The sequence below is a fragment of the Luteibacter sp. 621 genome, assembly GCF_050435445.1.
Taxonomy (GTDB): domain Bacteria; phylum Pseudomonadota; class Gammaproteobacteria; order Xanthomonadales; family Rhodanobacteraceae; genus Luteibacter.
In genome coordinates this window covers 1-25,963 of record NZ_JBNDKI010000004.1, presented here as the reverse complement: position 1 = coordinate 25,963, position 25,963 = coordinate 1, and the positions used below count along the sequence as shown (strand labels likewise).

Below are 25,963 nucleotides of genomic sequence, written 5' to 3'. Positions count from 1 at the left end.
CCAGAAGCGTGATCCGGCACGTAATCCTACGTAAACATCCAGTCTAAGCCGGTGGACAGAAGGCCTCTTCACGCCTACAATTCTTACCCGCCCAAACGTTCCCATCCCCAAGGCCCACGAGCCGCTATAAAAGCAGGCTTGCGGGCTTTGCTGCACCCGAAGGCGGCCATCCCATGCGTACTCCTGCTCTGCTTGCTCTCGAAGACGGCAGCGTTTTTCACGGCCACGCGGTCGGTGCCCGCGGCGAAACCGTTGGTGAGGTGGTGTTCAACACCGCCATGACCGGTTATCAGGAAATCCTGACCGACCCGTCGTACAACCAGCAGATCGTCACCCTGACGTACCCGCACATCGGCAACACCGGCACCAACGACGTCGACGTCGAAGCTGACCGCGTCCACGCGGCCGGCCTTATCGTGCGCGATGTACCGCGCCTGGCCAGCAACTGGCGCAGCCAGGAACCGCTGCCCCATTACCTCGAGCGCCACAAGGTCGTGGCCATCGCCGGCATCGATACCCGCCGCCTTACGCGCATCCTGCGTGAGAAGGGCGCCCTGAACGGCTGCATCGTGGCGGGTGACGCCATCGATGTGGAAGCTGCCGTGGCGAAGGCGAAGGCCTTCCCGGGCCTTAACGGCATGGATCTGGCCAAGGTGGTCAGCACGACCAAGACCTACCAGTGGAACGAGGGCGTTTACGACCTCGACAAGCAGGCGTTCTACAACGCGCCGAAGAAGTTCCGCGTGGTGGCCTACGACTACGGCGTGAAGCAGAACATCCTGCGCCTGCTCGCCGGCCGTGGCGTGGATATCACCGTGGTGCCGGCGCAGACGCCCGCGGCCGATGTGCTCGCGATGAACCCGGATGGCATCTTCCTCGCCAACGGCCCGGGTGATCCGGCCGCCTGTGATTACGCGATCGAGTCGACCAAGACCATCCTCGACACGAAGATCCCGGTGTTCGGCATCTGCCTGGGCCACCAGATCATGGCGCTGGCCATCGGCGCGAAGACGCTGAAGATGAAGTTCGGCCACCACGGCGCGAACCACCCGGTGAAGGACCACGACACCGGCCGTGTGCTGATCAGCTCGCAGAACCACGGGTTTGCCGTGGATCCGGCGACGCTGCCGGCCAACGTGCGTGTCACTCATACCTCGCTGTTCGACGGCTCGCTGCAGGGCTTCGCCCTGACCGATCGTCCGGCGTTCTGCTTCCAGGGTCACCCTGAGGCGAGCCCGGGCCCGGAAGACGTCGGCTACCTGTTCGATACGTTCATTGCCGCGATGGAAGCGCACAAGGCGAAGCAGGCGTAACACGCCGCGCGCCCACACCTTCCATCCAGCCTTCGATTCGCGAGAAAAACCATGCCAAAGCGCACCGACCTAAAGACCATCCTCATCATCGGCGCCGGCCCGATCGTCATCGGCCAGGCCTGTGAGTTCGATTACTCCGGCGCCCAGGCCTGCAAGGCCCTGAAGGAAGAGGGGTACCGCGTCGTCCTGGTCAATTCGAACCCGGCGACGATCATGACCGATCCGGATACGGCCGATGCCGTGTACATCGAGCCGATCAACTGGCAGACCGTCGAGCGCATCATCGCCAAGGAGCGCCCGGATGCGGTGCTGCCCACGATGGGCGGCCAGACCGGCCTGAACTGCGCCCTCGACCTGGCCGATAACGGCGTGCTCGAGCGCTACGGCGTCGAGCTGATCGGTGCATCGCGCGATGCCATCCGCATGGCGGAGGATCGCGACCTGTTCCGCAAGGCCATGGCCGATATCGGCCTGGAATGCCCCAAGGCCGCCGTGGCCCGCTCCATGGAGCAGGCGCTGGAAATCCAGCAGACGGTGGGCTTCCCGACCATCATCCGCCCGAGCTTCACGCTGGGTGGTTCGGGCGGCGGTATCGCCTACAACAAGGAAGAGTTCGTCGAGATCGTCGGCCGCGGCCTCGAGCTTTCGCCCACGCACGAAGTGCTGGTGGAAGAATCGGTGCTGGGCTGGAAGGAATTCGAGATGGAAGTGGTCCGCGACACCGCGGATAACTGCATCATCGTGTGCTCGATCGAAAACTTCGACCCGATGGGCGTGCACACCGGTGATTCGATCACCGTGGCCCCGGCCCAGACGCTGACCGACAAGGAATACCAGCGCCTGCGCAACGCCTCCATCGCCGTGCTGCGCAAGATCGGCGTGGATACGGGCGGCTCCAACGTGCAGTTCGGTATCAACGCCGAAGATGGCCGCGTGGTCGTTATCGAAATGAACCCGCGCGTGTCGCGTTCGTCGGCGCTGGCCTCCAAGGCCACCGGCTTCCCGATCGCCAAGGTCGCGGCCAAGCTCGCCGTGGGCTACACGCTCGATGAACTCAAGAACGACATCACCGGTGGCCTCACCCCGGCGTCGTTCGAGCCGAGCATCGATTACGTCGTCACCAAGATCCCGCGCTTCGCGTTCGAGAAGTTCCCGGCCGCCGATGCCCGCCTCACCACCCAGATGAAGTCGGTGGGCGAGGTGATGGCCATGGGCCGTACGTTCCACGAATCGATGCAGAAGGCCCTGCGTGGCCTCGAGATCGGCAAGACCGGCCTGAACCCGACCGGCCTGGATATCGGTAGCGAAGACGGCTTCCAGACGCTCAAGCGCGAGCTGCGCGAACCGCGCCCCGATCGCGTGTTCCACGTGGCCGATGCGTTCCGCGCCGGCCTGTCGCTGGAAGAAGTGCACGACCTGACCCGCATCGATCCGTGGTTCCTCGCCGCGTTCGAAGACATCGTGATCACCGAAGGCGAAGTGCAGCGCCAGGGCCTTACCGCACTGGATGAGCCGCGCATGCGTGAGCTCAAGCGCATGGGCTTTGCCGATGCACGCCTGGCCGAGCTGGTCGGCACCGACGAAAACGCACTGCGTCACCTGCGCCGCACCCTGGGCGTGCGCCCGGTGTACAAGCGCGTGGATAGCTGCGCGGCCGAGTTCGCCACCACCACCGCGTACATGTACAGCACGTACGAGGAAGAGTGCGAAGCCAACCCGACCAACAAGGACAAGATCATTGTCCTGGGCGGTGGCCCGAACCGCATTGGCCAGGGTATTGAGTTCGACTACTGCTGCGTGCACGCCGCGCTCGCCCTGCGCGAGGATGGTTTCGAAACCATCATGGTCAACTGCAACCCGGAAACCGTCTCCACCGATTACGACACCTCCGATCGCCTGTACTTCGAGCCGCTGACGCTGGAAGACGTGCTCGAAATCGTGGACCTGGAAAAGCCCAAGGGCGTGATCGTGCAGTACGGCGGCCAGACCCCGCTGAAGCTGGCGCGTGCGCTTGAAGCGGCTGGCGTGCCGGTCATCGGCACCAGCGCCGATTCGATCGACCTGGCGGAAGATCGCGAGCGCTTCCAGAAGATGATCCAAAAGCTGGAACTGAAGCAGCCGCCGAACCGCACCGCGCGCAACGCCGACGAAGCGCTGGCCCTGGCCCGCGAGATCGGCTACCCGCTGGTGGTGCGCCCGAGCTACGTGCTCGGAGGCCGCGCCATGGAAATCGTCTACGCCGACGCGGATCTCACGCGCTACATGCGCGAGGCCGTGCAGGTGTCGAACGAATCGCCGGTGCTGCTTGATCGCTTCCTCGACCACGCCGTCGAGGTGGACGTGGATATCGTGGCCGATGCCGAGGGCAACGTCCTTATCGGCGGCATCATGGAGCACATCGAGGAAGCCGGCGTGCACTCGGGCGATTCGTCGTGCTCGCTGCCGCCGTATTCGCTGACCCAGGAGGTGCAGGATGAAATGCGCCGCCAGGTGAAGGTGATGGCCCGTGAATTGAAGGTCGTCGGCCTGATGAATACGCAGTTCGCCATCCAGGGCGATGACGTTTTCATCCTGGAAGTGAACCCGCGCGCCTCGCGCACCGTACCGTTCGTGTGCAAGGCCACCGGCATGTCGCTGGCCAAGATCGCCGCGCGCGCCATGGCCGGCATCTCCTTGGAAAAGCAGGGCACCACGAAGGAAATCATCCCGTCGTACTACGCGGTCAAGGAAGCGATCTTCCCGTTCCTGAAGTTCCAGAACGTGGATCCGATCCTCGGCCCCGAGATGAAGTCCACCGGCGAAGTGATGGGCGTGGGCCGTACGTTCGGCGCCGCGTTCGCGCGTGGTCACGAGGCCGCCGGCATCAAGGCGCCGCCGAAGGGCAAGGTGTTCATGTCGGTGCGCGATGCCGATAAGGACCGCCTGCTGCCGATCGCCCGGGAAGTAGCCCAGCGCGGTTACACCGTGGTGGCTACCTCGGGTACCGCGAAGTTCCTGCAGGATAACGGCGTCGCCGCCGAGCGCATCAACAAGGTGCTCGAAGGCCGCCCGCACATCGTCGATCTGATCAAGAACGGCGAAGTGGTCTATATCGTCAACACCACGGAAGGCAAGCAGGCCATTTCCGATTCGTTCTCGATCCGCCGCGAAGCGCTGCAGCAGCGCGTCACGTATTCCACGACTGTTGCAGGCGCGCGTGCCCTGGTGCACTCGCTTGATTTCCATGCGGAGCCGGAAGTCAACAGCCTGCAGGATCTGCACAAGGAGCTGAAGGCATGAGCGCAACCCGTCCTCCCATGACTGCGGTGGGCGCCGATCGCCTGCGCGATGAGCTGGAGTACCTGAAGCGCGTGAAGCGCCCGGAGATCGTCGCGGCCGTGGCCGAGGCCCGGGCGCATGGCGACCTGAAGGAAAACGCGGAGTACCACGCCGCGCGCGAAATGCACGGCTTCAACGAAGGTCGCATCAACGAGCTCGAGGCGGCGCTGTCGAACTCCGAGATCATCGATACCGAGCGCCTGGCCGTTGCGCCGCGCATCGTGTTCGGTGCCATCGTCGATCTGGTCGATCTGGATTCCGAGGCGGAAGTGACCTACCAGATCGTGGGTGACCTGGAGGCGGACATCAAGAAGAACCTGATTGCCGTGAGCTCTCCGATCGCGCGTGCGCTGATCGGCAAGAACGAAGGCGATGAGTTCGATTTCGTCGCCCCTAACGGCACGAAGACGTACGAGATAAAAGGCGTTCGTTACAAGTAAAAAAAGGGCCCCGCGGGGCCCTTTTTTAGTTGTAGGAGCGCTTGCGCGCGAAAGGTCTTGCCGCAAGCACCCATCGCGCGCAAGCGCGCTCCTACAGGCGGGGTATGTCAGATCGCCAGCGCAGTCGACACATCCGCCGTACGACGGCGCGCCAGCGCCAGGTTCGACTTGGCGCGATCGAGCACCACGTAGAAGAACAGGCCGCTGTGCTGGGTCACCGGGTTGATGATGTGGTACTGGCTGCCCAGCGTGATCAGGATATCCTCGATGGATTCCTTGATGCCCAGCGCCGACATCGTCTTCAGCTTCGAGCGCACCACCTCGGTGTTTCCCGCGGCGGCAATATCCAGGTCGAACGAGGCGGCGTTGCCGGCGGTGCCCAGGCACATGCCGCTGTTTGCATCCACCAGCGCGGCGCAGATCGCGCCATCGGTGGTCATCAGGTTATCGAGCGATTCGTTGAGCGTAGCCATGGTGGTTCCCCTTGTTTGAAGTGCGTAGCGTGGTGTGGAGCGGCCGCGTGCTCAGGGTTTGAGCGCGGCGATGATCTGGGCCGCGCATTCGCGCAGTGCCCAAAGGCTGTTGCCCAGCAGCAGGTCCGGGCGGGCAAGTACGGCCAGCACATAATCGTTGCGCTCCCCGCGCATGGCGATCAGCTGGATCTGGCGTGCCTCGTATTGCAGGCTCACCACGTTGAGCGGCCCGGCAGCCACCTGGTCGCCGGCGGCTTCGCCCAGTGCGCTCAGTGAACTGATCACGGCGGCCAGGCGCCTCTGCATCCCCTCGTCGAGCACGCCCGAGAAGGCGGCCGGGAAACCATCGGCGGTCGCCAGGATCGCGCCTTCGGCACCGTTCAGGCGATCGACCAACGCTTGTAGGAACTGCTCAAGCACGTAGCGCTGCGTGCGTGAGAGCGGGCGGGCGGGTTCGTTGAGCACGGTCATGGGGCGGCCTCCATGCGCAGCGTGTCGGCTTGCGCTTCAATCTGTACGAACAACACATCCAGGAGCAGGTTCACGTCATCGCGTTGGCGCACATCTACCGAGAACACCGGTGCGGCGAGGCCGCGCGCAGCGAGGTGCGCCGTCACGTCATCGGCCTGGCGCGAACCTGGTTCATCGGTGCGGCCAACGCCGACCACGGCGCGGGACGCCCGGAACAGGCCGTCGAACGCATCAAGGAACGGATCGATACCACTAAGGCAGTCGGCGCGCGTCGCATCCACGAGCAGTACCGCGCCCAGCGCGCCTTTGCCGACCATGGGCCACATGAAGGAGAAGCGCGACTGGCCGGGTACGCCGTAAAGCCGCAGCGTGCCGCCGTCGTCGAGCGCCACTTCGCCGTAATCGAGCGCCACCGTGGTTGAGGCCTTGCCATGGGCGGCAAGGTCGGTGTTGCGCACTTCGGTCGCCACCGGCGGCCGTGTGCTGATCGCTGAGATGGCGGTGGTCTTGCCGGCACCCATCGGTCCAAGGAAAACGATCTTGTAGTCGCGTTGGTTCACCCGTGGCTCCCCATGCCAAGCGCGCGGCGCAGCTTGCCCATGGCCGCATGCAGCGGCCCCCGTGCGGGCGCGTCGCGACGGGTTGGCGCGTCCTTGTCGAATGTTTCGGTCACATCCAGCCAGCCGCACAGGCGGCAGCCGGCGAGCAGGGCCAGCACATCGGCCTGCCGGGCCGGGTGCGCGGCCAGCAGGTGATCCAGCGAGGTCGGCTCGCGGATGAGTTGCGACGCAACCCGCAGGAACGTATCGCGGCGTTCGAGCGAACCAAAGTCTGGCCAGCGTTTCAGGCGGAGTCGGCGGTGGCGTTCGAGGTTCAGTTCATCGACGGCCCACGGGCGCCCCAGTGCGATCGCCCACAGCACGTGCGCCATGGAGCAGCGCAGGGCGTCGGCCGGAACCTCGCCCGCGGTGGCGCGTGCGCTCAGCGCTGCATCGCTCATGGCGGCGGGCAGGGCGGCCGCAACCGCGGGGGCTACCCAGCCCGCGTTCGCCGTGGCATCGATCTATGCGATCGGGCCGGCGGTGCCATCGATCTGCAGGCGCTGGCCGGTCGCGCCGGCATGGGTTGCGTGTGCCAGCCACGCATCGACCGAGGTGGGCGATGTTTCGACGGCGGCCCGCGCAACGTCGCCAAACGGGCTGTTCGCCGCCCGCTGGCCCTGCGCGATCGTATCGGCGAGCTGGCCCGTATGCGGCCAGCGATCGAGGAAACGGATATCGGGCGCGCTCGCGCGGCGCGGCCCAGCGACAATGCGAATCACCTTATCGCTGGGCGTGCGTGGCAAGGCGGCCGGGTCCGTGCCCAGCAGCACATCGCAGCGCTCCACAGGCACCGTGCGCCAGCGCACTCCCGCGGCGCGCAGGGCCGCGCGCAGTAGCAACGCATCCTCCAGTGGCATGGGCGCGAACGCCACGGAAAGGCGCCCCGCCGCAGACGTCATGCGGCCGCCTGCGAAAGCGAGCGCTCGCGGCGCTCGCGCGCCACGCCAAGCAGCCAGCGCAGGTTGCCGTCCACGTCGAAGATGGGCGAGAGGAATAGCTCGTTATCGAACGCCTCACCATGTTTGCGGTAGTTGCGTACCACGACCTGCGTCGCCTGGCGTAGCGATATGGCCCGGCGCAGCGCTTCGACGGCAGCTGGGTCCGTTTCCGGGCCCTGCAGGAACCGGCAGTTGCGGCCAACGCACTCGCGGGCGCTGTAACCAGTGAGTTGCTCGAAACGGCGGTTAACGTAGGTGATCGGCAGGTCGGGTGCCTGTGCATCCACCAGCACCACGCCCGCAGCAATGGCCTGCAACGTATCCTGCAGGTCGCCCATGCGGCCGCGGGTGGCGCCGAAGTTATCCAGGTCCACCACGGTGATGATGCGGAAGCGTGCGCCATCGAGCGTGGTGGTGCGCGCCTGGAACAGTAGGATCTTGTCCGCGCCGCCCTGGCCGCGCAGGTGGCCTTCGCTACCTATGTCACCACTGTCGGGGTTCAGCAGGCCCGCCAGGCCAGGCAGCAGCAGGGTGCTCGGCAAGTGCAGGCGAAGGCTGCTACCCAGCAGGTCACGGTCGGTGGTGCCTATGCGCTCGGCGAAATCGCCGGCGGTCTGAACGACGCGGCCCTGCGCATCCACGATGCAGAGGCCGATGCGGCTCGCGCGCAATCCTTCACGGAGAAGGGCGTTCTCCGCATCGAGGTATTCCATACCTGCTCCATCCCCTGCGAGGGCAAGATCGCTATTTAGAACGATTTAGGCAATTTCGGCAGATGGTAGCCTAAAAATGTGACACAGAGCATGTTTTCGGCAGAAGCGCAGGGATTTGGCCACATGGGCGGGGGCTTGCGCGGGATGGGTGCTTGCGGTGCCGCCGGGTCGCGCGCGAGCGCGCTCCTACAGGGGGCGGAATCCGGCTTGGCCGGTCACGAACCGCGCCAGTTTCTCCGGGTTGCGTTGCACGTGGATGGCCGTGATGCGGCCATCTTCGGTCGCGAAGGTCTGCACCGACTCCAGGGCGCCTGCGAAGTAGCGCAGTACGGCAAGTTCGCCGTTCACGCTGGCGACCTCCACGCGCATGTCGCGATCGTTGCGGATACTGGGCGCATACAACAACTGCGCGATGCGCGCGCCGCCTTCCATCGGCTTGGGGAAGCTGGACACGTAGCCGCCGCCGTCGCCCATCAGTACGGCATCCGGCGCCAGGATCTCGCGCATGGAGCGGAAGTCGCCACTGGCCATCGCGCCGGCAAAGCGCTGTACAAGATGGGCGTGCAATGCTCGGTTTACCTCGAACCGTGGCCGCTCATCGCGCAGTTGCTCCTTGGCCCGGTGTACCAACTGGCGGCAGGCCGCTTCGCTTTTGCCCAACACATGGGCGATCTCGGGGTAGTCCTCGTCGAATACCTCGCGCAGCAGGAACGCGGCGCGGGCTTCGGGCGCCAGGCGCTCCAGCAGGGCCAGGAACGCCACCGACACGTCGCTGGCCAACTCCTGCAGGTCCTCGGGCGTGGCGCTGTCGTCGGTGAGCACCGGTTCGGGCAGCCAGATGCCCACGTAGTGCTCGCGCCGCGTGCGCGCCGCGCGGAGTTGGTCGATGGCGCGACGGGTGGTGGCGGCCACCAGCCACGCCTCGGCGTTCTCGATGCGCTCCGCATCCGCCCCGTGCCAGCGCAGCCACACGTCCTGCACCACATCCTCGGCTTCGGGCACGGAGCCGAGCATGCGATAGGCAATGCCGTGCAGCCGGGGGCGCAGGGCGGTAAAGGTGGCGGTAGCGGCGCTCATGTCTCTCCAGACGGATCAGGCCCACGAGTTGTGACACGCCCCCGATGCCCCGTCCAGCAAGTTCCTGCGGTTTTTTACCGTAATGGCTAGTGGCCGTCTTTCGCGCCGGGCAGCACGATCGGCTTGCCCTTGTCGTGGACGATGAAGACCACGAACCGGGCCGGCTCGGTCTGGCTGGCATTGCGGCCGATGGTGTGGGTGTCGTTCGGGCCTTCGTAGAAGGTGTCGCCCGCCTTCAGGTGTTGCTCGGGCTGGCCCTGTACGCCTTCGATAATGTTGCCTTCGAGCACGTACACAATGGCATTGGCATCGTGGTGGTGCACATGCTCGACGACCCCCGGCGGGTAATCGACCGTGATCGTGGTGATTTCCTTGCCCGGCACATCCGGCATGTCGTGGTTGCTCAGCAGGGTGACCCTGGGCTGCACCGTGGTCGCGGCGTGCTCGTCACCGTGGGCATGCGCGGCGCCACAGGCCGCCAGTAAACCCAGCGTGGCAATCGTGTAGATGGCTTTCATGGACACGTCCTCTGGTGGTTTGGGCGATCAGCCGACGGCGACCTTGTCGAGGCCATAAGCCTTGTCCAGTGAGCCGGGCACCGTGTGGAAGGCCACGTTGACCCGGTTCCACGCGTTGATCGTCATGATCGCGAAGGTCAGGTCCGACAGTTCCTTCTCGGAGAACTGCTCGCGTACGGTCTTGTAAAGCTCGTCCGTAATACCTTCCGGCTTCAGCTCGGTCAGGGCTTCCGTGTACGCCAGCGCCGCGCGCTCACGCGGGGTGAACTGGTCGGATTCACGCCAGATCGCCACGTGGTGCAAGCGCAGCTGGCGCTCGCCGCCGGCAATAGCTTCCTTGACATGCATATCGACGCAGAAGCCACAGCCGTTCAGCTGCGAAGCGCGCAGGTCGAGCATGTGCTTCAGGCCAGGCTCGATGCTGCTGTCCTTGCGTTGTGCAATCGAAAGCTCGACCAGCTTCTTCGTGAACTCGGGCGATTGCAGCTGGTAATCAAGACGCTTGCTCATCGGTGGAACCTCACGCGGTAGGGAAGGGAAGCCCGGGGATCCGGGATGCCTACAAGCTAGGCGCCGTACCGGGGATGCGGTAGCCACGGCGCCGTCCGCACGGTGTTGCGTGGAACGCACCAATGCCCCTGTCACAGCGCGGGTGGCTGCGCCGTCTGTTAGGCATGGACACTCAAAACATGGCCCCGCCGCGCATCGCCGAGCCGCACACCAGGGAGAGCTGCGACCGCGTGTGGGACGAGTTCCAGGCCGCCCTGCAGCAGCTGCCGGCGCTGCCGCGGCTGGCCTTCCTGCTGAGCGAGGTGCTCGGCAAACCCATGGATGAAGTTGCCACCTTGCTCGGTCGTGACGGCGCCAGCTGCCGCCAATTGATCGACGATGCCCGATCGCGCCTGCGTGCCCTGCACGCCAGCGCCCACGGAGACACCCCATGAACGTCACGCCTTTTCCGCAAGCCGCCCGCGTCGGTGCCGACGCACTCACGTCGAGCTTCTCCGCCAGTTACGCCGGCGTGATCGCCTTTATTGCCGTGGTGAACGAAGGCAGCTTCGCGCGCGCCGCCGATCGCCTGGGCATCGGTCGCAGCGCGGTGAGCCGCAGTGTGCAGAAGCTCGAACAACAGGTCGGTGCGCGGCTGTTTTCTCGCACCACGCGCAGTACATCGCTCACGCCGGAAGGCTCGCTGTTCTTCGAGAACTGCCAGCCAGGCGTTGAGCGGATTGCCCAGGCATTGGAGGACATGCGCGAACTGCGCGAGGGGCCACCGCGCGGCCGGCTGCGTATCAGCGCCGCGGTGGGCTTCGGCCGCAAGGTGGTCGCGCCGTTGCTTCACGGCTTCCGTGCCGCGTACCCCGATGTCGCTGTCGAGTTGCTGCTGGATGACCGCCCGGCCGATTTCATTACCGATCATGTGGATGTCGCGTTCCGCAACGGCCGCATGGAGGATAGCCAGGTGATCGCCCGGCAGATCGTGCCCATGCGTATGTTTCTTTGCGCATCACCGGGGTACCTGGCGCGAAACCCTGCGCCACGTTCGCTGGATGACATCGCCTCGCACGAGTGCCTGGGCTATCGACTGGCGAATGGCCGCACATTCGATTGGGAGTTCCGCGTGGATGGCCGGGACAAGAAGGTGCGCCCAGCCTCCATGCTGTCCTTTAACGATGCGGACCTGGTGTTGCAGGCGGCGCTGGATGGGGAGGGCCTGGCCCAACTGGCCGGCTATCAGGTGTGCGATCACCTGAAGTCGGGTCGCCTCGTGGCGTGTCTTCCGCAACATGCGCCTGAGGACCGCGGCCACTACGTGTGCTACCTCAGCCGCCAGCAGATGCCCTCGCGGATCCGCGTCTTCGTCGACTACATGATCGCCGCCATCCGTGCGCTGGATTTTGACTGCGGTGACGACAACCGTATTGGTGAGTCCGCGGCAACACGGTGAGGTCGCGCGTGGGGCTACCCGCACCCCGGGCGCCGGCCTAGCCTTTGCCCCAACAGCTTTTAAGTTCGGAGACGACCATGAAGATCCTCGTTATTGGCGGTACCGGCCTGATCGGCAGCAAGGTGGTCGCCCGCCTGCGCGAACACGGGCATGAGGCGATAGCCGCCGCGCCGTCTACCGGCGTGAATACGCTCACGGGCGAAGGGCTGGATTCCGCCATGGCGGGTGTCGATACCGTGGTGGATGTGGCGAACTCGCCATCGTTCGCGGCGGATGATGTCATGCATTTCTTCAGCACGGCGGGGCGCAACATCGCCGCGGCCGAGCGTCGGGCGGGTGTGAAGCACCACGTCGCGCTGTCCATCGTGGGTACCGATCGCAAACCGGGTAATGCGTACTTCGCCGCCAAGGAGGCGCAGGAGGGGATCATTCGCGAATCCGGCGTGCTGTACAGCATCGTTCGCGCCACGCAATTCCTTGAGTTCACCGGCGGCATCGCCAACGAGGCAGGGCAGGGCCCGAGCATCGCCGTATCGACCGGCGGCATCCAGCCCATCGCTGCCGAAGAGGTCGCTGCCGCGGTCGCCGATGCGGCCATGGCCAGCCCCGCGAACGGCGTCACCGAGGTCGCCGGTCCCGAGGCCTTCCCGATGGATGAGCTGGTGCGCCGCTACCTGCGTGCCAAGGGCGACGCACGGCAGGTGCACGGCGACCCCGCTGCGCCGTACTTTGGCGGCCTGATTGGCTGGGAGTCGCTACTGCCGGGCCCGGGTGCGCACCTGGGCAAGATCAGCCTCGATGCCTGGCTGGCCAGCCAGGCATCCGGTCCCCACGCGGCAGCCTGAAGGCTACCCCGCCATGGAGCCCAAGGCGCCGCACGTATCGTTCCTGGATCGCTACCACGGCGAGGCCTTCCAGCCGCTCTACACGGCCGACGTCACGGTGACCGGTGGCAGTGCCGCGCATGCCAGGGCGTCGGGCGTGGCGCGTTCTTCCGATGGCGAACTGGATATTGCGTTACGCCTCCCGCAAGCCCTGGGCGGACCCGGCGGCGGCACGAACCCCGAGCAGCTGTTTGCCGCCGGCTTCGCAGCGTGCTTCCACGGGGCACTCACCTTGCTTGCTGAGCGTTCGGCGATCGCCATTCCCGATGCGGCCGTGAAGGCCAGGGTGACGTTCGGGCGCGATCCGGTGGATGGGCAATTTACCCTGGTGGCTGATGTGCGCATCCGCCTGCCCGGGGTGGCCCGCGCGTTGGCCGAGGAGCTGGTGCGCTACACCGAGCGCCTCTGCCCGTACGCCAAGATGGCCCGCCAGGGCATCGATTGCACGGTGGCGCTCGAGCCCTGACCACCGCGCTGGTGTGATGTTGGTCTCGACCCTTTGGGCCCGGCCGGGTGGCCTACTACTGCACCGCCGCCCGTGGCGGTATGATCGCGCCATGATTTGCCTCGAGGGGAGGCGAGCCAAGCGGGCCGGGGGCAAGGCCTCCAGCCCAACGGACAGGTGCGATGGGAAACGTCATGGACTTTCTCGCCCGCGTCGGGCAGGACGCGGCGCTGCGATGTGGCCCCGCGGCCGATCGCGAAGCGCTGCTCACGGCGCTGGGGATTGACGACGAAGCAACGCGCGAGGCCCTGGCCGGCGGCGATGCGGAGACCTTGCGCGCGTTGTTCGGTGGTGCGAAGTTCATTGCCACCCAGATGCCTGGCCCGGATGGTGATGAGGAGGCGCCGGATGAGGATGACGGCGATGACGAGGACGGCAACGACCCGTTGAAGAAGAAGGCGCCTGATGCGCCGCCACGGAAGGGACATTGATGCCCGTGACACGCTGGACCCGCCATGCTTTGTTCCTGCTGGCCGTGCCCTTGGCCGGCATGGCTGTCGCGCATGCGGAGGCCGCGAAGACGCCCGCGCAGGCCGCCGAGATGCTTGAGCGCGCGGACCAGGTTAAACATGCCGATTTCGATGGATTCAACCATTTGCTGCAGGATGTCGCGCCCATGCGTGCGCAGCTGGATGGTGCCTCCGCCGCTAAGCTGGCCTTCCTGGAAGGGTGGCGTGCCACCTGGGTAGGCGATTTCGAGAAAGCGCGGGGGCTGCTCGAGAGCGTGGCCGATACATCGCCCGACGCGGTGTTGCGCGTGCGGGCGCTGGCCACGCTGATCAACCTCTTGGGCGTGTCCCATCGGTACGAGGATGCGTTCCGCCGCCTCAACCAGATGCAGGAGCTGCTGCCCTCCATTCGCGATGGCCGGGCACGCTTTGCCGCGTTGGGCGAAGCATCCCAGCTGCTGAGCTCGGCGGGCCAGTTCGACGCGGCCGAAGCGTACGCGAAACAAATGGTGGATGACCCGCCCGCGGGCGAAACCGAGTGCAAGGGCATGCAGCACCTGCTGCGCGCCCGTAGCGAAGCAGGGCGGTTGGCATCCATCGATCCGGAGTACCAGCGCGCCATCGAGTCGTGCGACAAGGCCGGTGATACCGTGTTCGCCGACACCATGCGTGCGGATATTGGCTCGTTCTACCTGCGGCATGGCCAGCCGCGCACTGCCATCGAGCTGCTGGAGCCCCATCGCGACGACCTGCGCGATACCAGCTACGCCACCCTGCTTGCCGAGTTCGATGCAACGCTGGCCAGCGCTTACCTGGCCATGGATGACGTGGCGAGCGCGCGCCGTTACGCGCTTTCCGCCGTGGCCGGTTCGGTGCGCGATGAGTTCACCGATCCCAAGCGCACGGGCTTCAAAGTGCTGTACGAAGTGGAACAACGCCAGGGCAACGCCCAGTCGGCTTTGAATTACCACGAGCAGTACATGGCCGCCGACAAGGCTTATCTCGATGACATCAGTGCACGTAGTCTCGCCTTCCAGATCGTCGACCAGCAGGTGGTGGCGCGCAAGGCGGAAGTGGATGCGCTGAACAAGAAGAACGAGATCCTGCGACTGTCGAACGCGCTGGATAAGAAAGAAGTCGAAACCGGGCGCCTGTACATCTTCGTGCTCGGCCTGTGCCTGGTCGGCATCGTGGCGCTGGTGTTGCGCCTGCGCCGCTCTCAATTGCGCTTCATGCGCATGGCGCGCCGCGATGGCCTGACCGGCATCTGCAACCGCGAGCATTTCGTGGAGCAGTCGGAACGGGTGCTGGCGTATGGCGCACGTTCGGATCGCGGGGCCTGCCTGATCCTGTTCGATCTGGATCACTTCAAGAATGTAAACGACACCTGGGGCCACTCAGTGGGCGATGAGGTGCTGAAGCGTGCGGTGGATGTGTGCCGCCGTGCGCTGCATGCGTGCGATGTGTTTGGCCGGCTGGGTGGCGAGGAGTTTGCGGTGTTGTTGCCGGACTGCAGCCCGGCGCAGGCGCGGGCGCGTGCGGAGCAGCTGCGTTTGTCGATCTCGGCCACATCGGCGACGCCGTCGCGGCCGGAGTTGCTGGTGACGGCGAGCTTTGGCGTGGCGTCGACGTTGCAGTGTGGGTTTGAGCTTCACCGCCTGCTGGTGGTGGCGGATGGCGCGCTGTACCGCGCCAAGCGCTCGGGCCGCAATTGCGTGTTCATGGGCGATAGCGGGGATATCCCGGATTCCCCGTATCCGGTCGCTGCGTCCGGCTAACGGGCTCATTCTCCGGGCGTTGGGCAACAAAAAAGGCCGCTTGCGCGGCCTTTTAAGTAGAACCCATCGCGGCTGAAATTAGCGCTGACGGGCCTTGAAACGCGGGTTCGACTTGCAGATCACGAACACCTTGCCGCGACGGCGAACGACTTTGCAGTCACGGTGACGCGACTTCGCGGACTTCAAAGAAGAAAGCACCTTCACGGCCAGCTCCTGATACAAATGAGATACGGGAAAAACGGGATTGTAACCATCCCCTCGGCTTAACGCAAGCGCCGGAATCAACTCGCGTTTCAGCCAAGGCCCAGCTTCGCCCGGGCCTCGCGCACCGTGCGCAGGAAGATCTCCAGCACGGGCGACGTATTGTCGGCCCTCCAGCCCACCGCGAGCAACATCCACGCCTCCGGGTCGTCAATCGTCACGAAGGCGACCTTATCCAGGGTGACGGCACGCAACGATGCTGGCACCAGTGCCACGCCCATCCCTGCGGCCACCAGCGGCAGTAGCGAAGGGATCTGCTGGGCCTCCTGGTAGATGTTCGGGCGGAAATTGGCCTTGCCGGCAAGCATGTTGAGGCGATCGATCAGTGTGGCGGCGTACGCCCGGGGCGGCGCCACGAAGCGCTCGCCCGCCAGGTCGGCCATGGTCACCGTGGGCTGCTTGGCCAGGCGGTGGCCCGCGGGCAGGGCGAGCACCAGCGGTTCCTGGTCGATCACTTCCATCTTCAACTGGCGCGCATTGGCCACGCCCTCGGGCGGGGCGCGGAGCAGGCCCACGTCGATCTGGCCGCTGAGCAGGGCGTCATACTGGGCGTTGGTCGGCATCTCCACCAGGTGCAGGCTCACGCCGGCGGCGGCGTGGGAGAATCGGATCAGTGTCTCGGGCAGGGCCCGGTGGAAAGAAATGGAGAGCGCATAGGCCAGCCGGAGGTTGCCGGTGAATCCGGCGGCCGCCTCGGCGACCACCGTGCGGGCGCTTTCCGCACGGGCGAGGATGGCCTTCGCTTCGATAAGGAAGATGCGGCCAGGCTCGGTCAGTGCCACGCGGCGCCGGTTACGGTCCAGCAGGCGCACGCCAAGATCAGCCTCAAGTGCCTGTATTTGCTGGGAAAGAGGTGGTTGCGAAATGTGCAGGCGCTGCGCGGCCTGGGTGAAACTCAGGGTTTCCGCCACTTCGACGAAGTAGCGCAGCTGGCGCAGGTCAAACATAGTCGTATTTCATATAAGTGATCGCTGAAAGATATATTGGCGAACATTTCCTAGGAAATCTATTATTTGTCTCGCCCTACCACCAACCCCTCCCCCTGGGTCGGTAGTGGCCCTCGCTCCGTACTGGCGCTATACCCGGTGTTTTGGCCTACCTCCCCCCCGAGGCCCACACTGAGGCGCCCTCTGCGGAGCGACTTTCTTCTCAAAGCCCCGGTCCGCAAGGTCCGGGGCTTTTCTTTTGCGTTGCCGCAAGACCGTATCGCGCGCAAGCGCGCTCCTACAAGTCCACGGCGCCATGCGGCGCGCCGTCACTCGGCGGCGTGTGTTGCACCGCCGCTCGGCGGCGTGTGGCGCGCCACCACCCTGTAGGAGCGCGCTTGCGCGCGACGCTTCAGACCTTCGAGGTGAATTCGCAGCCCGTGGCGTCGCGCAGCGTTGCCACATCCACATCCGGCGCCAGTTCAATCAGCTCCAGCCCGCCCGGCGTAACGTCGAATACGCCCAGTTCGGTAATGATGCGATCGACCACGCCCTTGCCGGTGAGCGGCAGGGTGCATTCTTTCAGGATCTTGTGGCCGCCATCTTTGGCCGTGTGCTCCATGACGACCACGACGCGCTTCACGCCGGCCACCAGGTCCATCGCGCCGCCCATGCCCTTCACCATCTTGCCGGGCACCATCCAGTTGGCGATGTCGCCCTCGCAGGTAACCTGCATGGCGCCAAGGATGGAGATATCGATATGGCCGCCGCGGATCATCGCGAACGAATCCGCGCTGGAGAAAAACGCCGCGCCCTGGCGCGCCGTTACGGTCTGCTTACCGGCGTTGATCAGGTCGGCGTCCACTTCATCCTCGGTGGGGAAGGGGCCGATGCCGAGCAGGCCGTTTTCGGATTGCAGCCACACATCCACGCCATCGGGCAGGTGGTTGGCCACCAGCGTGGGCAAGCCAATGCCGAGGTTCACGTAATCGCCGTCGGAGAGTTCCTTGGCGGCGCGCTGCGCCATCTGTTCACGGGTCCAGGCCATGGTGTTCTCCTCAGGCGCGCACGGTGCGCTGTTCAATGCGCTTGGACGGCGCGGGGTTGTGCACGATGCGATCAACATAAATGCCCGGCGTGTGGATCTGGTCGGGATCCAGCTCACCCACCTCCACCATGATCTCCACTTCGGCCACGCAGACCTTGCCGGCGGTGGCGACCATCGGGTTGAAGTTGCGCGCGGTCTTGCGGAAGACCAGGTTGCCCGACGGGTCAGCCTTCCACGCCTTCACCAGGGCCACGTCGGCCACGATGGAGCGCTCCATGACGTACATCTGGCCATCGAACTCGCGGGTTTCCTTGCCTTCGGCCACCTGGGTGCCGTAGCCCGTACGGGTGAAGAAGGCCGGAATGCCAGCGCCGCCGGCGCGCAGCTTCTCCGCCAGGGTGCCCTGCGGGGTGAATTCCACCTCGAGCTCGCCGGCCAGGAACTGGCGTTCGAATTCCTTGTTCTCGCCCACGTAGGACGAGACCATCTTGCGGATCTGCCGGGTGGCCAGCAGCAGGCCCAGGCCCACGCCATCGATACCGGCGTTGTTGGACACGGCAGTGAGCTGCTTCACGCCCGAATCCCGCAGGGCTTCGATCAGCAGCTCGGGGATGCCACAAAGGCCGAAACCGCCAACGGCGATGATCTGCCCATCGGCCACCAGACCCTTCAGCGCCTCGTGGGCATTGGCCACACGCTTGTCGCGCTTGTGCGACGTCACCTGGTTCATGCGTACCTGTTTCCTTCATGGCGGGCCAGCCGCCGGTTCGCCGGCCATGATAGCCGACCGCCATCACGTTCCGTCGCCGTTTTCCTAGGCATGCTGGGGGGAAGTGATGCTGCAATGCGGCGAATCCCGCGCGAATTTCGCCAATCGCGATGGCATCGCCGCACGTATCCTCAACCCTTTCCGTTGGCTTCGTCGGAGTAACCCGTGAGCAAGCAGAAGATTGGCGTGATTGGCATGGCCGTGATGGGCCGCAACCTGGCCTGGAATATCGAAAGCCGCGGTCACGCGGTATCCATTTACAACCGCACCAAATCCCGAACCGATGAGGTGATGGAAGAGAGCAAAGGCAAGAAGCTCATTCCCACCGATACCCTGCAGGCGTTCGTCGATTCGCTGGAGAAGCCGCGTCGGATCCTGTTGATGGTGCAGGCCGGCAAGGGCACCGATGCCGTGATCGAGGAGCTGCGCCCGCTGCTGGACAAGGGCGATATCGTGATCGATGGCGGTAATACCTATTACAAGGACACCGTGCGCCGCGGCGAGGAGTTGGCGAAGGATGGCCTGCATTTCATTGGTACCGGGGTTTCCGGTGGCGAAGAAGGTGCCCTGAAAGGCCCCTCGATCATGCCCGGCGGCCCACGTGATGCCTACGACCTGGTGGCCCCGATTCTCACTGAGATCGCGGCGAAAGCTCCTGATGGCGAACCCTGCGTGACCTATATCGGTCCCGATGGCGCGGGCCATTACGTCAAGATGGTGCACAACGGCATCGAATACGGCGATATGCAGCTCATCGCCGAGAGCTACGCCGTCCTCAAGCACGTGGTCGGCCTTTCCAACGAGGAACTGGCCGATGTCTACGATGAATGGAACAAGGGCGAACTCGATAGCTTCCTGATCGACATCACTGCGAAGATTTTCCGTCGCAAGGATGAAAAGACCGGCAAGATGCTGGTGGATGTGATCCTGGACCGCGCCGCGCAGAAGGGTACGGGCAAGTGGACCAGCCAGAGTGCGCTCGACCTGGGCGTGCCGCTTACCCTCATCACCGAATCCGTGTTCGCCCGCGTGTTGTCTTCCATGAAGGACGAGCGTGTGGAAGCCAGCAAGCAGCTGAAGGGGCCCGAGTCCGGCAAGTTCAGTGGCGACCGCAAGGCCTTTATCGAGGCCGTGCGCAAGGCGCTGTATATGAGCAAGCTCATTTCCTATGCCCAGGGCTTCGCCCAGCTGCGCGCGGCATCGGAAGAGAACCACTGGGACCTGCATTACGGTGAGATTGCCAAGATCTTCCGCGCTGGCTGCATTATCCGCGCGCGTTTCCTGCAGAAGATCACCGATGCGTACCAGCACGATCCGAAGCTGAAGAACCTCCTGCTCGACCCGTATTTCCGCGATATCGTCCAGGGCTACCAGGGTGCCTTGCGCGAGGTCGTGGCCGAGGCGGTACGGGTGGGCGTACCCGTGCCGGGGTTCTCCGCCGCCATCGCTTATTACGATAGCTACCGCGCCGATGTACTTCCCGCGAATCTCATTCAGGCGCAGCGCGATTTCTTTGGTGCCCACACGTTCGAGCGGATTGACGAAAAAGGCAGTTTCCACGCGGAGTGGGCCACGGGCTGAACGGGCAGGGATCGCCCCGCATGGCGCGCCGGGCCCCGTTCCGGCGCGTCGTTAATGTGCGCCAGTCGAGTTTTGCAATGACACGCTAGCGCTGGAAGGGAACCTCCCTATAGAGTTGGGCCTCTAACGAGGCGGCCGCCCGAGGGGTAACGGCCACTGAGTCCAACGAGGGAGTACGTTGTTCCATGTTCAAAAAGCCCGTGATCAGCGTTACGGCGCTGGCGGTAGCGCTTGCCGGATGCACCTCGCTACCGCAACCCAAAGACGATGGCGCACTGCAGCGAGAAGCCCTGGCGGGAACCGAGAAGCCAGCCCCGCGGCCGACCATCGTGGCGCCGGTGGGCCCGCAGAGTGCCGTGGTTGCCCCCGCCCAGATCACCACGGGTACGGGCGAGTTCGTCAAGCCGGTCGGCCTGGCCGAGCCGAAGCCCGTCGCCGAGGGGCAGGGCACGGTTACCTTCAATTTCGAAAACCAGCCGGTCGAGTCGGTGGTGAAAGCCATCCTGGGCGACCTGCTGCACGAGAACTATTCGATCGTCCCGGGCGTGCAGGGCAATGTTTCGTTCTCCACCTCGCAGCCGGTGACTGCCGAACAGGCGCTGCCTATTCTTGAAACCTTGCTGTCGTGGACCGGTAATGCGCTGGTCCGCACCAATGGCCGTTATGTGGTCATGCCGTCCAAGGATGCCGTGCCCGGCAACGTGGTGCCGAGCATTGGCGCGACGGCGCCGCCGGGCGGCCTGCAGGCGCGCCTGTTCCCGCTGCACTTCATCTCGGCGACCGAGATGCAGAAGCTGATCAAGCCGTTCGCGCGCGCCGATGCGACGTTGCTCGCGGACCCGACGCGTAACGTCATCGTCATGGCCGGTACGGCCACCGAGCTCGATAACTACTCGCGCACGGTAAAGACATTCGACGTGGACTGGCTGCGCGGCATGTCCGTGGGCGTGTTCAGCCTGCAGCGCGCGGAAGTGAAGGACCTGACGCCCAAGCTCGATTCGATCTTCGGCGACAAGGGCAACACGCCCATGGCCGGCATGCTCCGCTTCATTCCTATCGAGCGTACCAACTCGCTGGTGGTGATCAGCCCCAACGCCACGTACCTCGAAGAGGTGAAGAGCTGGATCGATCGCATCGATCGCGGTGGCGGCAATGAGCCGCAGCTGTTCGTGTACGACGTGCGTAACGTGCAGGCCTCGGACCTGGCCGATTACCTTTCTGATATCTACGGTGGCGATTCCGGCGGCAGCGGCGGCGATCGCGGCGGCCGCGTGGGCCCGGGGCTTAGCTCCGGCACGCTTGGCAGCAGTGGTGACAGCGATCTTGGCAACCGGGGCGGTTCTGGCCTGGGCAGCACCACGGGCTCGTTCGGTAACAGCTCGTCGTCGACGAATTCCGGTTACCTCAACACCAGCAACAACGGCCTTTCGAGCAGCGGCACCAGTGGCACGGGCACGGGCTCGTCCTTCGGTAGCGGGTCGTCCGGTAGCGGTTTTGGCGATGACGATTCCTCCGGCCGCCGCCAGCACAGCGGTGGCATCACCACCGACGACGGCGTGCGCATCACGAGTGTCGATACCAACAACCAGCTGATGATCCGCTGCCGTCCCTCGCAGTGGGCGGAGATCGAACAGGCGATCAAGCGCCTCGATGCCGTGCCGCTGCAGGTGCAGATCGAAACGCGCATCCTGGAAGTGAACCTCACCGGTGATTTCCAGTTCGGCGTGCAGTGGTACCTGGAAGGCCTGGTCGGCGGCACCAACGGTTCGGTAGGCCAGCCAGGAAACAAGCAGCAGTGGGCGATCGGCAACGCCGGCAATGTCTACACGCCTGCCACCGATTCCTTCTTCTACTCCTTCGTGAATAACAACCTGGCTGTCGCCCTGCATGCGATGGAACAGAACGGCAATACGAAGACGCTCTCGGCGCCGTCGCTGGTGGTGTTGAACAACCAGAAGGCGCACATCCAGGTCGGCGACCAGATTCCGATCCAGCAGACCTACATCAACACCAACGCCAATACCGACAATACGATCGGTCAGGTGGAGTACAAGGACACCGGCGTGATCCTCAACGTGCGTCCGCGCGTGAATCCGGGCGGCCTGGTGTACATGAACATCAACCAGGTGGTGAGCGCGCCAGGGCAGAAGGATGCGACGACGGGCAACTTCCCGATCCAGCAGCGTGAGGTGGCGACGCAGGTGGCCGTGCAGAGCGGCCAGACGGTGCTCCTGGGCGGTCTGATTCGCCAGATCGATAACACCACCGATACCGGCGTACCTGGCCTCAACCGCATCCCCATCTTCGGGCGCCTTTTCGGCAGCACCACCCGCGGCAAGAACCGCACGGAGCTGATCGTGCTGATCACGCCGAAGGTGATCACCAACGGCGACGAAGCCAAACAGGTCACCGACGAGTACCAGCAGAAGTTTGAATCGCTGCGTCCATACCGCCCCGGCTCGCCGGGCGTGGCTGCGCCCGGTACCGCACGTCTGGGCAATAGCGAACCCACCATCACCGTCCCGCTGAAATAAGCTCTTGTAGGAGCGCGCTTGCGCGCGATGGGGTCTTCCCGCAAGCACCCACCGCGCGCCAGCGCGCTCCTGCACAAGGCCATTGGCACCGTGCCATTGGTCAGCCAACCAATGGCACGCTTCCCCGTCATCGCATCGTAATAAGGTCTGGCACGGCTGGACTGCAGGGTGCGTCAGGGAAGCGATGAATGTTTTTGGCCCGTTGATCAGGCGCCCCGCTGGCGCATCGTTGCTCGGTATAGGCCTCGTGCTCGCGGGGTTATGGGCGTATCTGCAGCTTGGTGTGGCGGCATTGCCTTCCGTCGAATTCCCGGCGGTCGTGGTGTTCGCGCAGGTGCCGGGTGCCAATGCCGATACCATGGCCAATACGGTCATGGCGCCGCTCGAGCGCCACCTGGGACGTATCCCGGGTATCAAGCAGATGGCAGGTATCGCCGACCAGGGCTCGGCGCAGGTGCAGCTACTGTTCGAATTCGGCACGGATACCGATGCGGCCGCGCGCGACGTGCAGATGGCCATCAACAGTGCCGCGAATGATCTTCCGCCGGGCATGCCCGCGCCACCGCAGTATTTCAAGTTCGATACGTCACAGCTCCCCGTGTTGCTGATTACGCTCAGTTCCGACAGCGTGCCGCCAGATCGTCTGTTCGACCTTGCCGATAGCCTGGCGAAGCCCGCCATTGCACAGATCGATGGGGTCGCTAATGTGAGTGTCTCCGGCGGTTCGCCCCATGCGGTGCGCGTGGAGCTGGATACGTTGGCGCTTGCCGCCAAGGGCATCACCGCGAACGATGTGAGCAACGCACTTATCGCGGCCAGCGTGACGTCAGCCTTGGGCACGATCGGCTCGAAGACCTCACAGATGACTGTGCTGGCGAATGATTCACTGCGTGACCCGGCCGCGTTCGCCCAGCTGATCGTCGCGGTACGCAACGGCACGCCCGTGCGACTGGCCGACGTGGCGTCCATCAGCAGCGGGCAGGAGGACATCTACCAACAGGCCTGGTTCAACGGCCAGCGTAGTGTCGTGCTTCAGGTGAGCAAACGCGCTGAAGCCAATGCCGTGGCAACCGCCGAGGCCATTCGTGCGCGCCTGCCTGAACTCCGTGGGCTGTTGCCGGCGGATGCACGCATCACGCCCATCTTCGACCTGACCCAATCGACCAAGACCGCCTTGCACGAAGTCGAAGTAACGCTTGGCATCAGTGTGCTGATGGTTGCCGGGGTGATGCTGCTGTTCCTGCGCCGGCCAGGGCCCACCTTGATCGCCATGGCCAGCGTTCCGCTATCGCTCGCTGGCGCGTTCGTGGCGATGTGGGTGCTGGGGTACTCGCTCAACACCCTGTCGCTGGTGGCGCTCGTGCTCGCTATCGGCTTCGTTGTCGACGATGCGATTGTCGTGATCGAGAATATCGTGCGGCATATGGAACGTGGTATGCCCCCCCTGGAGGCAGCGCTGCTGGGAACGCGGGAGATCGGCTTCACCGTGGTGTCGATCACGCTTTCGCTGATCGCCGTGTTCGCGCCCATGGTGTTCGGCAACAACATGTTCGTCTCGCTGGTCCACGAGTTTTCGGTCACCCTCGTGGTGGCGATCGTCGTTAGCGCGGTCGTGTCGCTCACCATAACGCCCGCGCTGTGCGGGCGTTACCTGCAGCATCAGGCACCTGGCGTCGCTCCGCGCTGGGCGAGTGCCATGGAGCGCTGGGACGAGCGTGTGCTGCAGCACTACGAGCGCATGCTGGGCTGGGCCATGCGCCATCGTCAGATCATGCGTTGGCAACCGGTACTGCTGATCGTCCTTACGGTCGCCCTTGCCGTGGCCGTAGCCAAAACAGCCGGTGGCGGCGTCATGCCCGATGAAGACCTCGGCATGCTGCAGGCGACAATTCGCGCCGACGCCAACATATCGCCGGAGCGCCTGGCAGAGCGTACGCGCGCCGTGGCCGAAACGGCGCTGGCGGACCCGGATGTCGCCGATGTCACGGCCATCCTCGGTGGCGGGAGCGGGCAAGGCGGGGCGGTGGGAAGCACCGCTTCGCTCTACCTCGACCTGAAGCCCCCCGGCGAGCGCCGTGCGTCCGTGGGGGCGGTGATCAGGCGGCTTGCGGAGCGCTACGAGAACCTCTCAGATGCCACGGTCGTCATGTCGCCCGTGCAGTTCTTCGGGGGCAGCGGTGATGCGCGCTCTGGCGGCGCCCAGTATCAGTTGCAGCTCACCAGTTCCTCCGGCCTCAGCCTGCAGGACACGACCCTGGCCCTGGCCCGGCGCCTGCGTGTCGTGCCGCAGCTGCGCGATGTGGGTACCAGCTTCGATGCCATCGGCCATGAGCAGGCCATCACGGTCGATCGCGATACGGCGGCGCGGCTTGGCGTGAGCATGGCCGCCGTGGACGAGGCGCTGTACAGCGCGTTCGGCCAGCGCCAGATCGCGAACATCTATTCGGATACCAATACCTATAAGGTCGTATTGACAGCATCCGGGGCAACCTCGCTGCAACCAGGCACGCTGTTGAACACGTACCTTCGTAGCGACCGGGGGACCATGCTGCCGCTGTCCGCCGTGGCGAGGATCGCTTCATCGATCACGCCCACGGGCATCAGCCATTACAACCAACTGGAATCATCAACGATCAGCTACAACCTCGCGCCCGGGGTGAGCCAGGTAGAGGGCCTGCGCATCGTCGATAATCTGGTCGATCACAGCCGGCTACCGCCCGGCGTGCAGAACGACTACTCCGGCTCCAACCAGAAGCTGATCGAGGCCGTGGTGGGCGCGGTCCTGATGCTCGTCGCTGTGATCGTCATCATGTACGTGCTGCTGGGCATCCTCTACGAGAGCCTCATCCACCCGTTGACCATTCTTTCCACCTTGCCGGCTGCGGGTATGGGTGCGTACCTGGCGATGTTCGTCACGCAGACGCCGCTAACCCTCATGTCGGTCATCGCCGTGCTGATGCTTATCGGCATCGTGAAGAAGAACGCCATCATGATGGTGGACTTCGCCTTGGTGGCTGAGCGCGAGCGGGGTATGTCGCCGATCGATGCGATCCGGGAGGCCGCGCTGGTGCGGTTCAGGCCCATCACCATGACCACGCTCGCCGCCATGGGCGCCGCGCTGCCGTTGGCGATCGGCTTTGGCGTGGGCTCCGAAATGCGCGTGCCGTTGGGCATCGCCATCCTGGGCGGGTTGCTGGTGTCGCAGTTGCTTACGTTGCTGAGTACGCCGGCCATTTACCTTTGGCAGCATGATCGACGGGAGAAGAGGGCGGTTCGTCAGGAACGCAGGCTGAGGAAGCGGCAGCATTCGGCGTCTGCTTCCCTGTAGGAGCGGGGGGGGGGGGGGGGGCGCGCCCCCCCCCCCCCCCCCGGGGGAAGAAAAACAAACGTTGAAATTTATTTGGAATTTGGCCCCCG

25 protein-coding genes are annotated in these 25,963 nt (G+C 64.7%); 12 read left to right on the top strand and 13 right to left on the bottom strand.

The features are described from left to right. The first annotated feature begins 173 nt into the window (after window positions 1–173). The 3 genes from carA to greA are packed head-to-tail and all read left to right on the top strand — an operon-like array spanning window position 174 to window position 5,071. Window positions 174–1,313: a glutamine-hydrolyzing carbamoyl-phosphate synthase small subunit gene (gene carA, locus ABIE56_RS06265; protein ID WP_429242975.1), complete on the top strand. Its 1,140-nt coding sequence runs from the start codon at window positions 174–176 to the stop codon at window positions 1,311–1,313. 51 nt (window positions 1,314–1,364) lie between these two features. Next, a complete protein-coding gene (gene carB, locus ABIE56_RS06260) occupies window positions 1,365–4,592 on the top strand; it encodes a carbamoyl-phosphate synthase large subunit (RefSeq protein ID WP_429242974.1) in 3,228 nt (1,075 codons plus the stop codon). Then, the gene (gene greA, locus ABIE56_RS06255; RefSeq protein ID WP_429242973.1) at window positions 4,589–5,071 is read left to right on the top strand and encodes a transcription elongation factor GreA; all 483 of its coding nucleotides are present in this window, start codon (window positions 4,589–4,591) and stop codon (window positions 5,069–5,071) included. The genes carB and greA overlap by 4 nt, the downstream gene beginning before the upstream one ends. 107 nt (window positions 5,072–5,178) lie before the next feature. Here the strand turns inward: greA and ABIE56_RS06250 are convergent, their stop codons facing one another. The 9 genes from ABIE56_RS06250 to ABIE56_RS06210 all read right to left on the bottom strand — a co-directional run bounded on the left by ABIE56_RS06250 (window position 5,179) and on the right by ABIE56_RS06210 (window position 10,373). Further along, complete coding sequence (locus tag ABIE56_RS06250; protein ID WP_429242972.1) at window positions 5,179–5,544, bottom strand: hypothetical protein; 366 nt, start codon at window positions 5,542–5,544, stop codon at window positions 5,179–5,181. A gap of 51 nt (window positions 5,545–5,595) precedes the next feature. Beyond that, window positions 5,596–6,015, bottom strand: coding sequence for a roadblock/LC7 domain-containing protein (locus ABIE56_RS06245; RefSeq protein WP_429242971.1), 420 nt, complete (start codon window positions 6,013–6,015; stop codon window positions 5,596–5,598). Next, window positions 6,012–6,575, bottom strand: a complete 564-nt coding sequence (locus tag ABIE56_RS06240) for a GTP-binding protein (RefSeq protein ID WP_429242970.1) — start codon at window positions 6,573–6,575, stop codon at window positions 6,012–6,014. Before ABIE56_RS06240 ends, ABIE56_RS06245 begins: the two co-directional genes overlap by 4 nt. Continuing rightward, complete coding sequence (locus ABIE56_RS06235; RefSeq protein WP_429242969.1) at window positions 6,572–7,015, bottom strand: hypothetical protein; 444 nt, start codon at window positions 7,013–7,015, stop codon at window positions 6,572–6,574. Before ABIE56_RS06235 ends, ABIE56_RS06240 begins: the two co-directional genes overlap by 4 nt. A 63-nt stretch (window positions 7,016–7,078) precedes the next feature. Then, window positions 7,079–7,516, bottom strand: a complete 438-nt coding sequence (locus tag ABIE56_RS06230) for a hypothetical protein (RefSeq protein ID WP_429242968.1) — start codon at window positions 7,514–7,516, stop codon at window positions 7,079–7,081. Continuing rightward, window positions 7,513–8,268 carry a PAS domain S-box protein gene (locus ABIE56_RS06225; protein ID WP_429242967.1) on the bottom strand — a complete coding sequence of 252 codons (756 nt, stop codon included), beginning with the start codon at window positions 8,266–8,268 and terminating at the stop codon, window positions 7,513–7,515. The genes ABIE56_RS06230 and ABIE56_RS06225 overlap by 4 nt, the downstream gene beginning before the upstream one ends. Before the next feature lie 186 nt (window positions 8,269–8,454). Further along, window positions 8,455–9,345, bottom strand: a complete 891-nt coding sequence (locus tag ABIE56_RS06220) for an RNA polymerase sigma-70 factor (protein ID WP_429242966.1) — start codon at window positions 9,343–9,345, stop codon at window positions 8,455–8,457. Between the two features lie 86 nt (window positions 9,346–9,431). Next, a complete protein-coding gene (locus ABIE56_RS06215) occupies window positions 9,432–9,863 on the bottom strand; it encodes a cupin domain-containing protein (protein ID WP_429242965.1) in 432 nt (143 codons plus the stop codon). 27 nt (window positions 9,864–9,890) lie between these two features. Further along, window positions 9,891–10,373 carry a carboxymuconolactone decarboxylase family protein gene (locus tag ABIE56_RS06210; protein ID WP_429242964.1) on the bottom strand — a complete coding sequence of 161 codons (483 nt, stop codon included), beginning with the start codon at window positions 10,371–10,373 and terminating at the stop codon, window positions 9,891–9,893. Between the two features lie 164 nt (window positions 10,374–10,537). Here ABIE56_RS06210 and ABIE56_RS06205 point away from each other — a divergent pair, with 164 nt between their 5' ends. From ABIE56_RS06205 to ABIE56_RS06180, 6 genes are all read left to right on the top strand, one after another. Continuing rightward, the gene (locus ABIE56_RS06205) at window positions 10,538–10,807 is read left to right on the top strand and encodes a sigma factor-like helix-turn-helix DNA-binding protein (protein WP_429242963.1); all 270 of its coding nucleotides are present in this window, start codon (window positions 10,538–10,540) and stop codon (window positions 10,805–10,807) included. Continuing rightward, complete coding sequence (locus ABIE56_RS06200) at window positions 10,804–11,811, top strand: LysR substrate-binding domain-containing protein (RefSeq protein ID WP_429242962.1); 1,008 nt, start codon at window positions 10,804–10,806, stop codon at window positions 11,809–11,811. Before ABIE56_RS06205 ends, ABIE56_RS06200 begins: the two co-directional genes overlap by 4 nt. A 77-nt stretch (window positions 11,812–11,888) precedes the next feature. After that, window positions 11,889–12,656 (top strand): SDR family oxidoreductase, encoded by a 768-nt coding sequence (locus tag ABIE56_RS06195; protein WP_429242961.1) that lies wholly within the window; start codon window positions 11,889–11,891, stop codon window positions 12,654–12,656. 13 nt (window positions 12,657–12,669) lie between these two features. Then, window positions 12,670–13,161: an Ohr family peroxiredoxin gene (locus ABIE56_RS06190; protein ID WP_429242960.1), complete on the top strand. Its 492-nt coding sequence runs from the start codon at window positions 12,670–12,672 to the stop codon at window positions 13,159–13,161. 173 nt (window positions 13,162–13,334) lie between these two features. Beyond that, window positions 13,335–13,631, top strand: coding sequence for a hypothetical protein (locus tag ABIE56_RS06185; RefSeq protein ID WP_429242959.1), 297 nt, complete (start codon window positions 13,335–13,337; stop codon window positions 13,629–13,631). Between the two features lie 5 nt (window positions 13,632–13,636). After that, window positions 13,637–15,427, top strand: a complete 1,791-nt coding sequence (locus tag ABIE56_RS06180; protein ID WP_429242958.1) for a tetratricopeptide repeat-containing diguanylate cyclase — start codon at window positions 13,637–13,639, stop codon at window positions 15,425–15,427. Window positions 15,428–15,505: 78 nt separating this feature from the next. Here ABIE56_RS06180 and ykgO read toward each other — a convergent pair whose 3' ends face one another. From ykgO to ABIE56_RS06160, 4 genes are all read right to left on the bottom strand, one after another. Continuing rightward, on the bottom strand, window positions 15,506–15,631 hold the full coding sequence (ykgO, locus tag ABIE56_RS06175; RefSeq protein ID WP_029213509.1) for a type B 50S ribosomal protein L36: 126 nt from the start codon (window positions 15,629–15,631) through the stop codon (window positions 15,506–15,508). Between the two features lie 89 nt (window positions 15,632–15,720). Further along, window positions 15,721–16,635, bottom strand: a complete 915-nt coding sequence (locus ABIE56_RS06170; protein WP_429242957.1) for a LysR substrate-binding domain-containing protein — start codon at window positions 16,633–16,635, stop codon at window positions 15,721–15,723. Between the two features lie 391 nt (window positions 16,636–17,026). Continuing rightward, window positions 17,027–17,662 carry a 3-oxoacid CoA-transferase subunit B gene (locus ABIE56_RS06165; protein WP_429242956.1) on the bottom strand — a complete coding sequence of 212 codons (636 nt, stop codon included), beginning with the start codon at window positions 17,660–17,662 and terminating at the stop codon, window positions 17,027–17,029. A 10-nt stretch (window positions 17,663–17,672) separates the two neighbouring features. Then, on the bottom strand, window positions 17,673–18,392 hold the full coding sequence (locus tag ABIE56_RS06160) for a CoA transferase subunit A (protein WP_429242955.1): 720 nt from the start codon (window positions 18,390–18,392) through the stop codon (window positions 17,673–17,675). A 204-nt stretch (window positions 18,393–18,596) separates the two neighbouring features. Here ABIE56_RS06160 and gndA point away from each other — a divergent pair, with 204 nt between their 5' ends. The 3 genes from gndA to ABIE56_RS06145 all read left to right on the top strand — a co-directional run bounded on the left by gndA (window position 18,597) and on the right by ABIE56_RS06145 (window position 25,874). Continuing rightward, entirely contained in the window at window positions 18,597–20,012 is a 1,416-nt protein-coding gene (gene gndA / locus ABIE56_RS06155; protein ID WP_429242954.1) for an NADP-dependent phosphogluconate dehydrogenase, read from the top strand. 185 nt (window positions 20,013–20,197) lie between these two features. Then, a complete protein-coding gene (gene gspD / locus ABIE56_RS06150; protein ID WP_429242953.1) occupies window positions 20,198–22,546 on the top strand; it encodes a type II secretion system secretin GspD in 2,349 nt (782 codons plus the stop codon). A gap of 184 nt (window positions 22,547–22,730) precedes the next feature. Continuing rightward, the gene (locus tag ABIE56_RS06145; RefSeq protein WP_429242952.1) at window positions 22,731–25,874 is read left to right on the top strand and encodes an efflux RND transporter permease subunit; all 3,144 of its coding nucleotides are present in this window, start codon (window positions 22,731–22,733) and stop codon (window positions 25,872–25,874) included. Window positions 25,875–25,963: the final 89 nt, after the last annotated feature.

Bases quoted from the DNA above. Each gene is read 5' to 3' on its own strand.
- carA (WP_429242975.1), top strand. From the start codon at position 174: ATGCGTACTCCTGCTCTGCTTGCTCTCGAAGACGGCAGCGTTTTTCAC.
- carB (WP_429242974.1), top strand. From the start codon at position 1,365: ATGCCAAAGCGCACCGACCTAAAGACCATCCTCATCATCGGCGCCGGC.
- greA (WP_429242973.1), top strand. From the start codon at position 4,589: ATGAGCGCAACCCGTCCTCCCATGACTGCGGTGGGCGCCGATCGCCTG.
- ABIE56_RS06250 (WP_429242972.1), bottom strand. From the start codon at position 5,544: ATGGCTACGCTCAACGAATCGCTCGATAACCTGATGACCACCGATGGC.
- ABIE56_RS06245 (WP_429242971.1), bottom strand. From the start codon at position 6,015: ATGACCGTGCTCAACGAACCCGCCCGCCCGCTCTCACGCACGCAGCGC.
- ABIE56_RS06235 (WP_429242969.1), bottom strand. From the start codon at position 7,015: ATGAGCGATGCAGCGCTGAGCGCACGCGCCACCGCGGGCGAGGTTCCG.
- ABIE56_RS06230 (WP_429242968.1), bottom strand. From the start codon at position 7,516: ATGACGTCTGCGGCGGGGCGCCTTTCCGTGGCGTTCGCGCCCATGCCA.
- ABIE56_RS06225 (WP_429242967.1), bottom strand. From the start codon at position 8,268: ATGGAATACCTCGATGCGGAGAACGCCCTTCTCCGTGAAGGATTGCGC.
- ABIE56_RS06220 (WP_429242966.1), bottom strand. From the start codon at position 9,345: ATGAGCGCCGCTACCGCCACCTTTACCGCCCTGCGCCCCCGGCTGCAC.
- ABIE56_RS06215 (WP_429242965.1), bottom strand. From the start codon at position 9,863: ATGAAAGCCATCTACACGATTGCCACGCTGGGTTTACTGGCGGCCTGT.
- ABIE56_RS06210 (WP_429242964.1), bottom strand. From the start codon at position 10,373: ATGAGCAAGCGTCTTGATTACCAGCTGCAATCGCCCGAGTTCACGAAG.
- ABIE56_RS06205 (WP_429242963.1), top strand. From the start codon at position 10,538: ATGGACACTCAAAACATGGCCCCGCCGCGCATCGCCGAGCCGCACACC.
- ABIE56_RS06200 (WP_429242962.1), top strand. From the start codon at position 10,804: ATGAACGTCACGCCTTTTCCGCAAGCCGCCCGCGTCGGTGCCGACGCA.
- ABIE56_RS06195 (WP_429242961.1), top strand. From the start codon at position 11,889: ATGAAGATCCTCGTTATTGGCGGTACCGGCCTGATCGGCAGCAAGGTG.
- ABIE56_RS06190 (WP_429242960.1), top strand. From the start codon at position 12,670: ATGGAGCCCAAGGCGCCGCACGTATCGTTCCTGGATCGCTACCACGGC.
- ABIE56_RS06185 (WP_429242959.1), top strand. From the start codon at position 13,335: ATGGACTTTCTCGCCCGCGTCGGGCAGGACGCGGCGCTGCGATGTGGC.
- ABIE56_RS06170 (WP_429242957.1), bottom strand. From the start codon at position 16,635: ATGTTTGACCTGCGCCAGCTGCGCTACTTCGTCGAAGTGGCGGAAACC.
- ABIE56_RS06165 (WP_429242956.1), bottom strand. From the start codon at position 17,662: ATGGCCTGGACCCGTGAACAGATGGCGCAGCGCGCCGCCAAGGAACTC.
- ABIE56_RS06160 (WP_429242955.1), bottom strand. From the start codon at position 18,392: ATGAACCAGGTGACGTCGCACAAGCGCGACAAGCGTGTGGCCAATGCC.
- gspD (WP_429242953.1), top strand. From the start codon at position 20,198: ATGTTCAAAAAGCCCGTGATCAGCGTTACGGCGCTGGCGGTAGCGCTT.
- ABIE56_RS06145 (WP_429242952.1), top strand. From the start codon at position 22,731: ATGAATGTTTTTGGCCCGTTGATCAGGCGCCCCGCTGGCGCATCGTTG.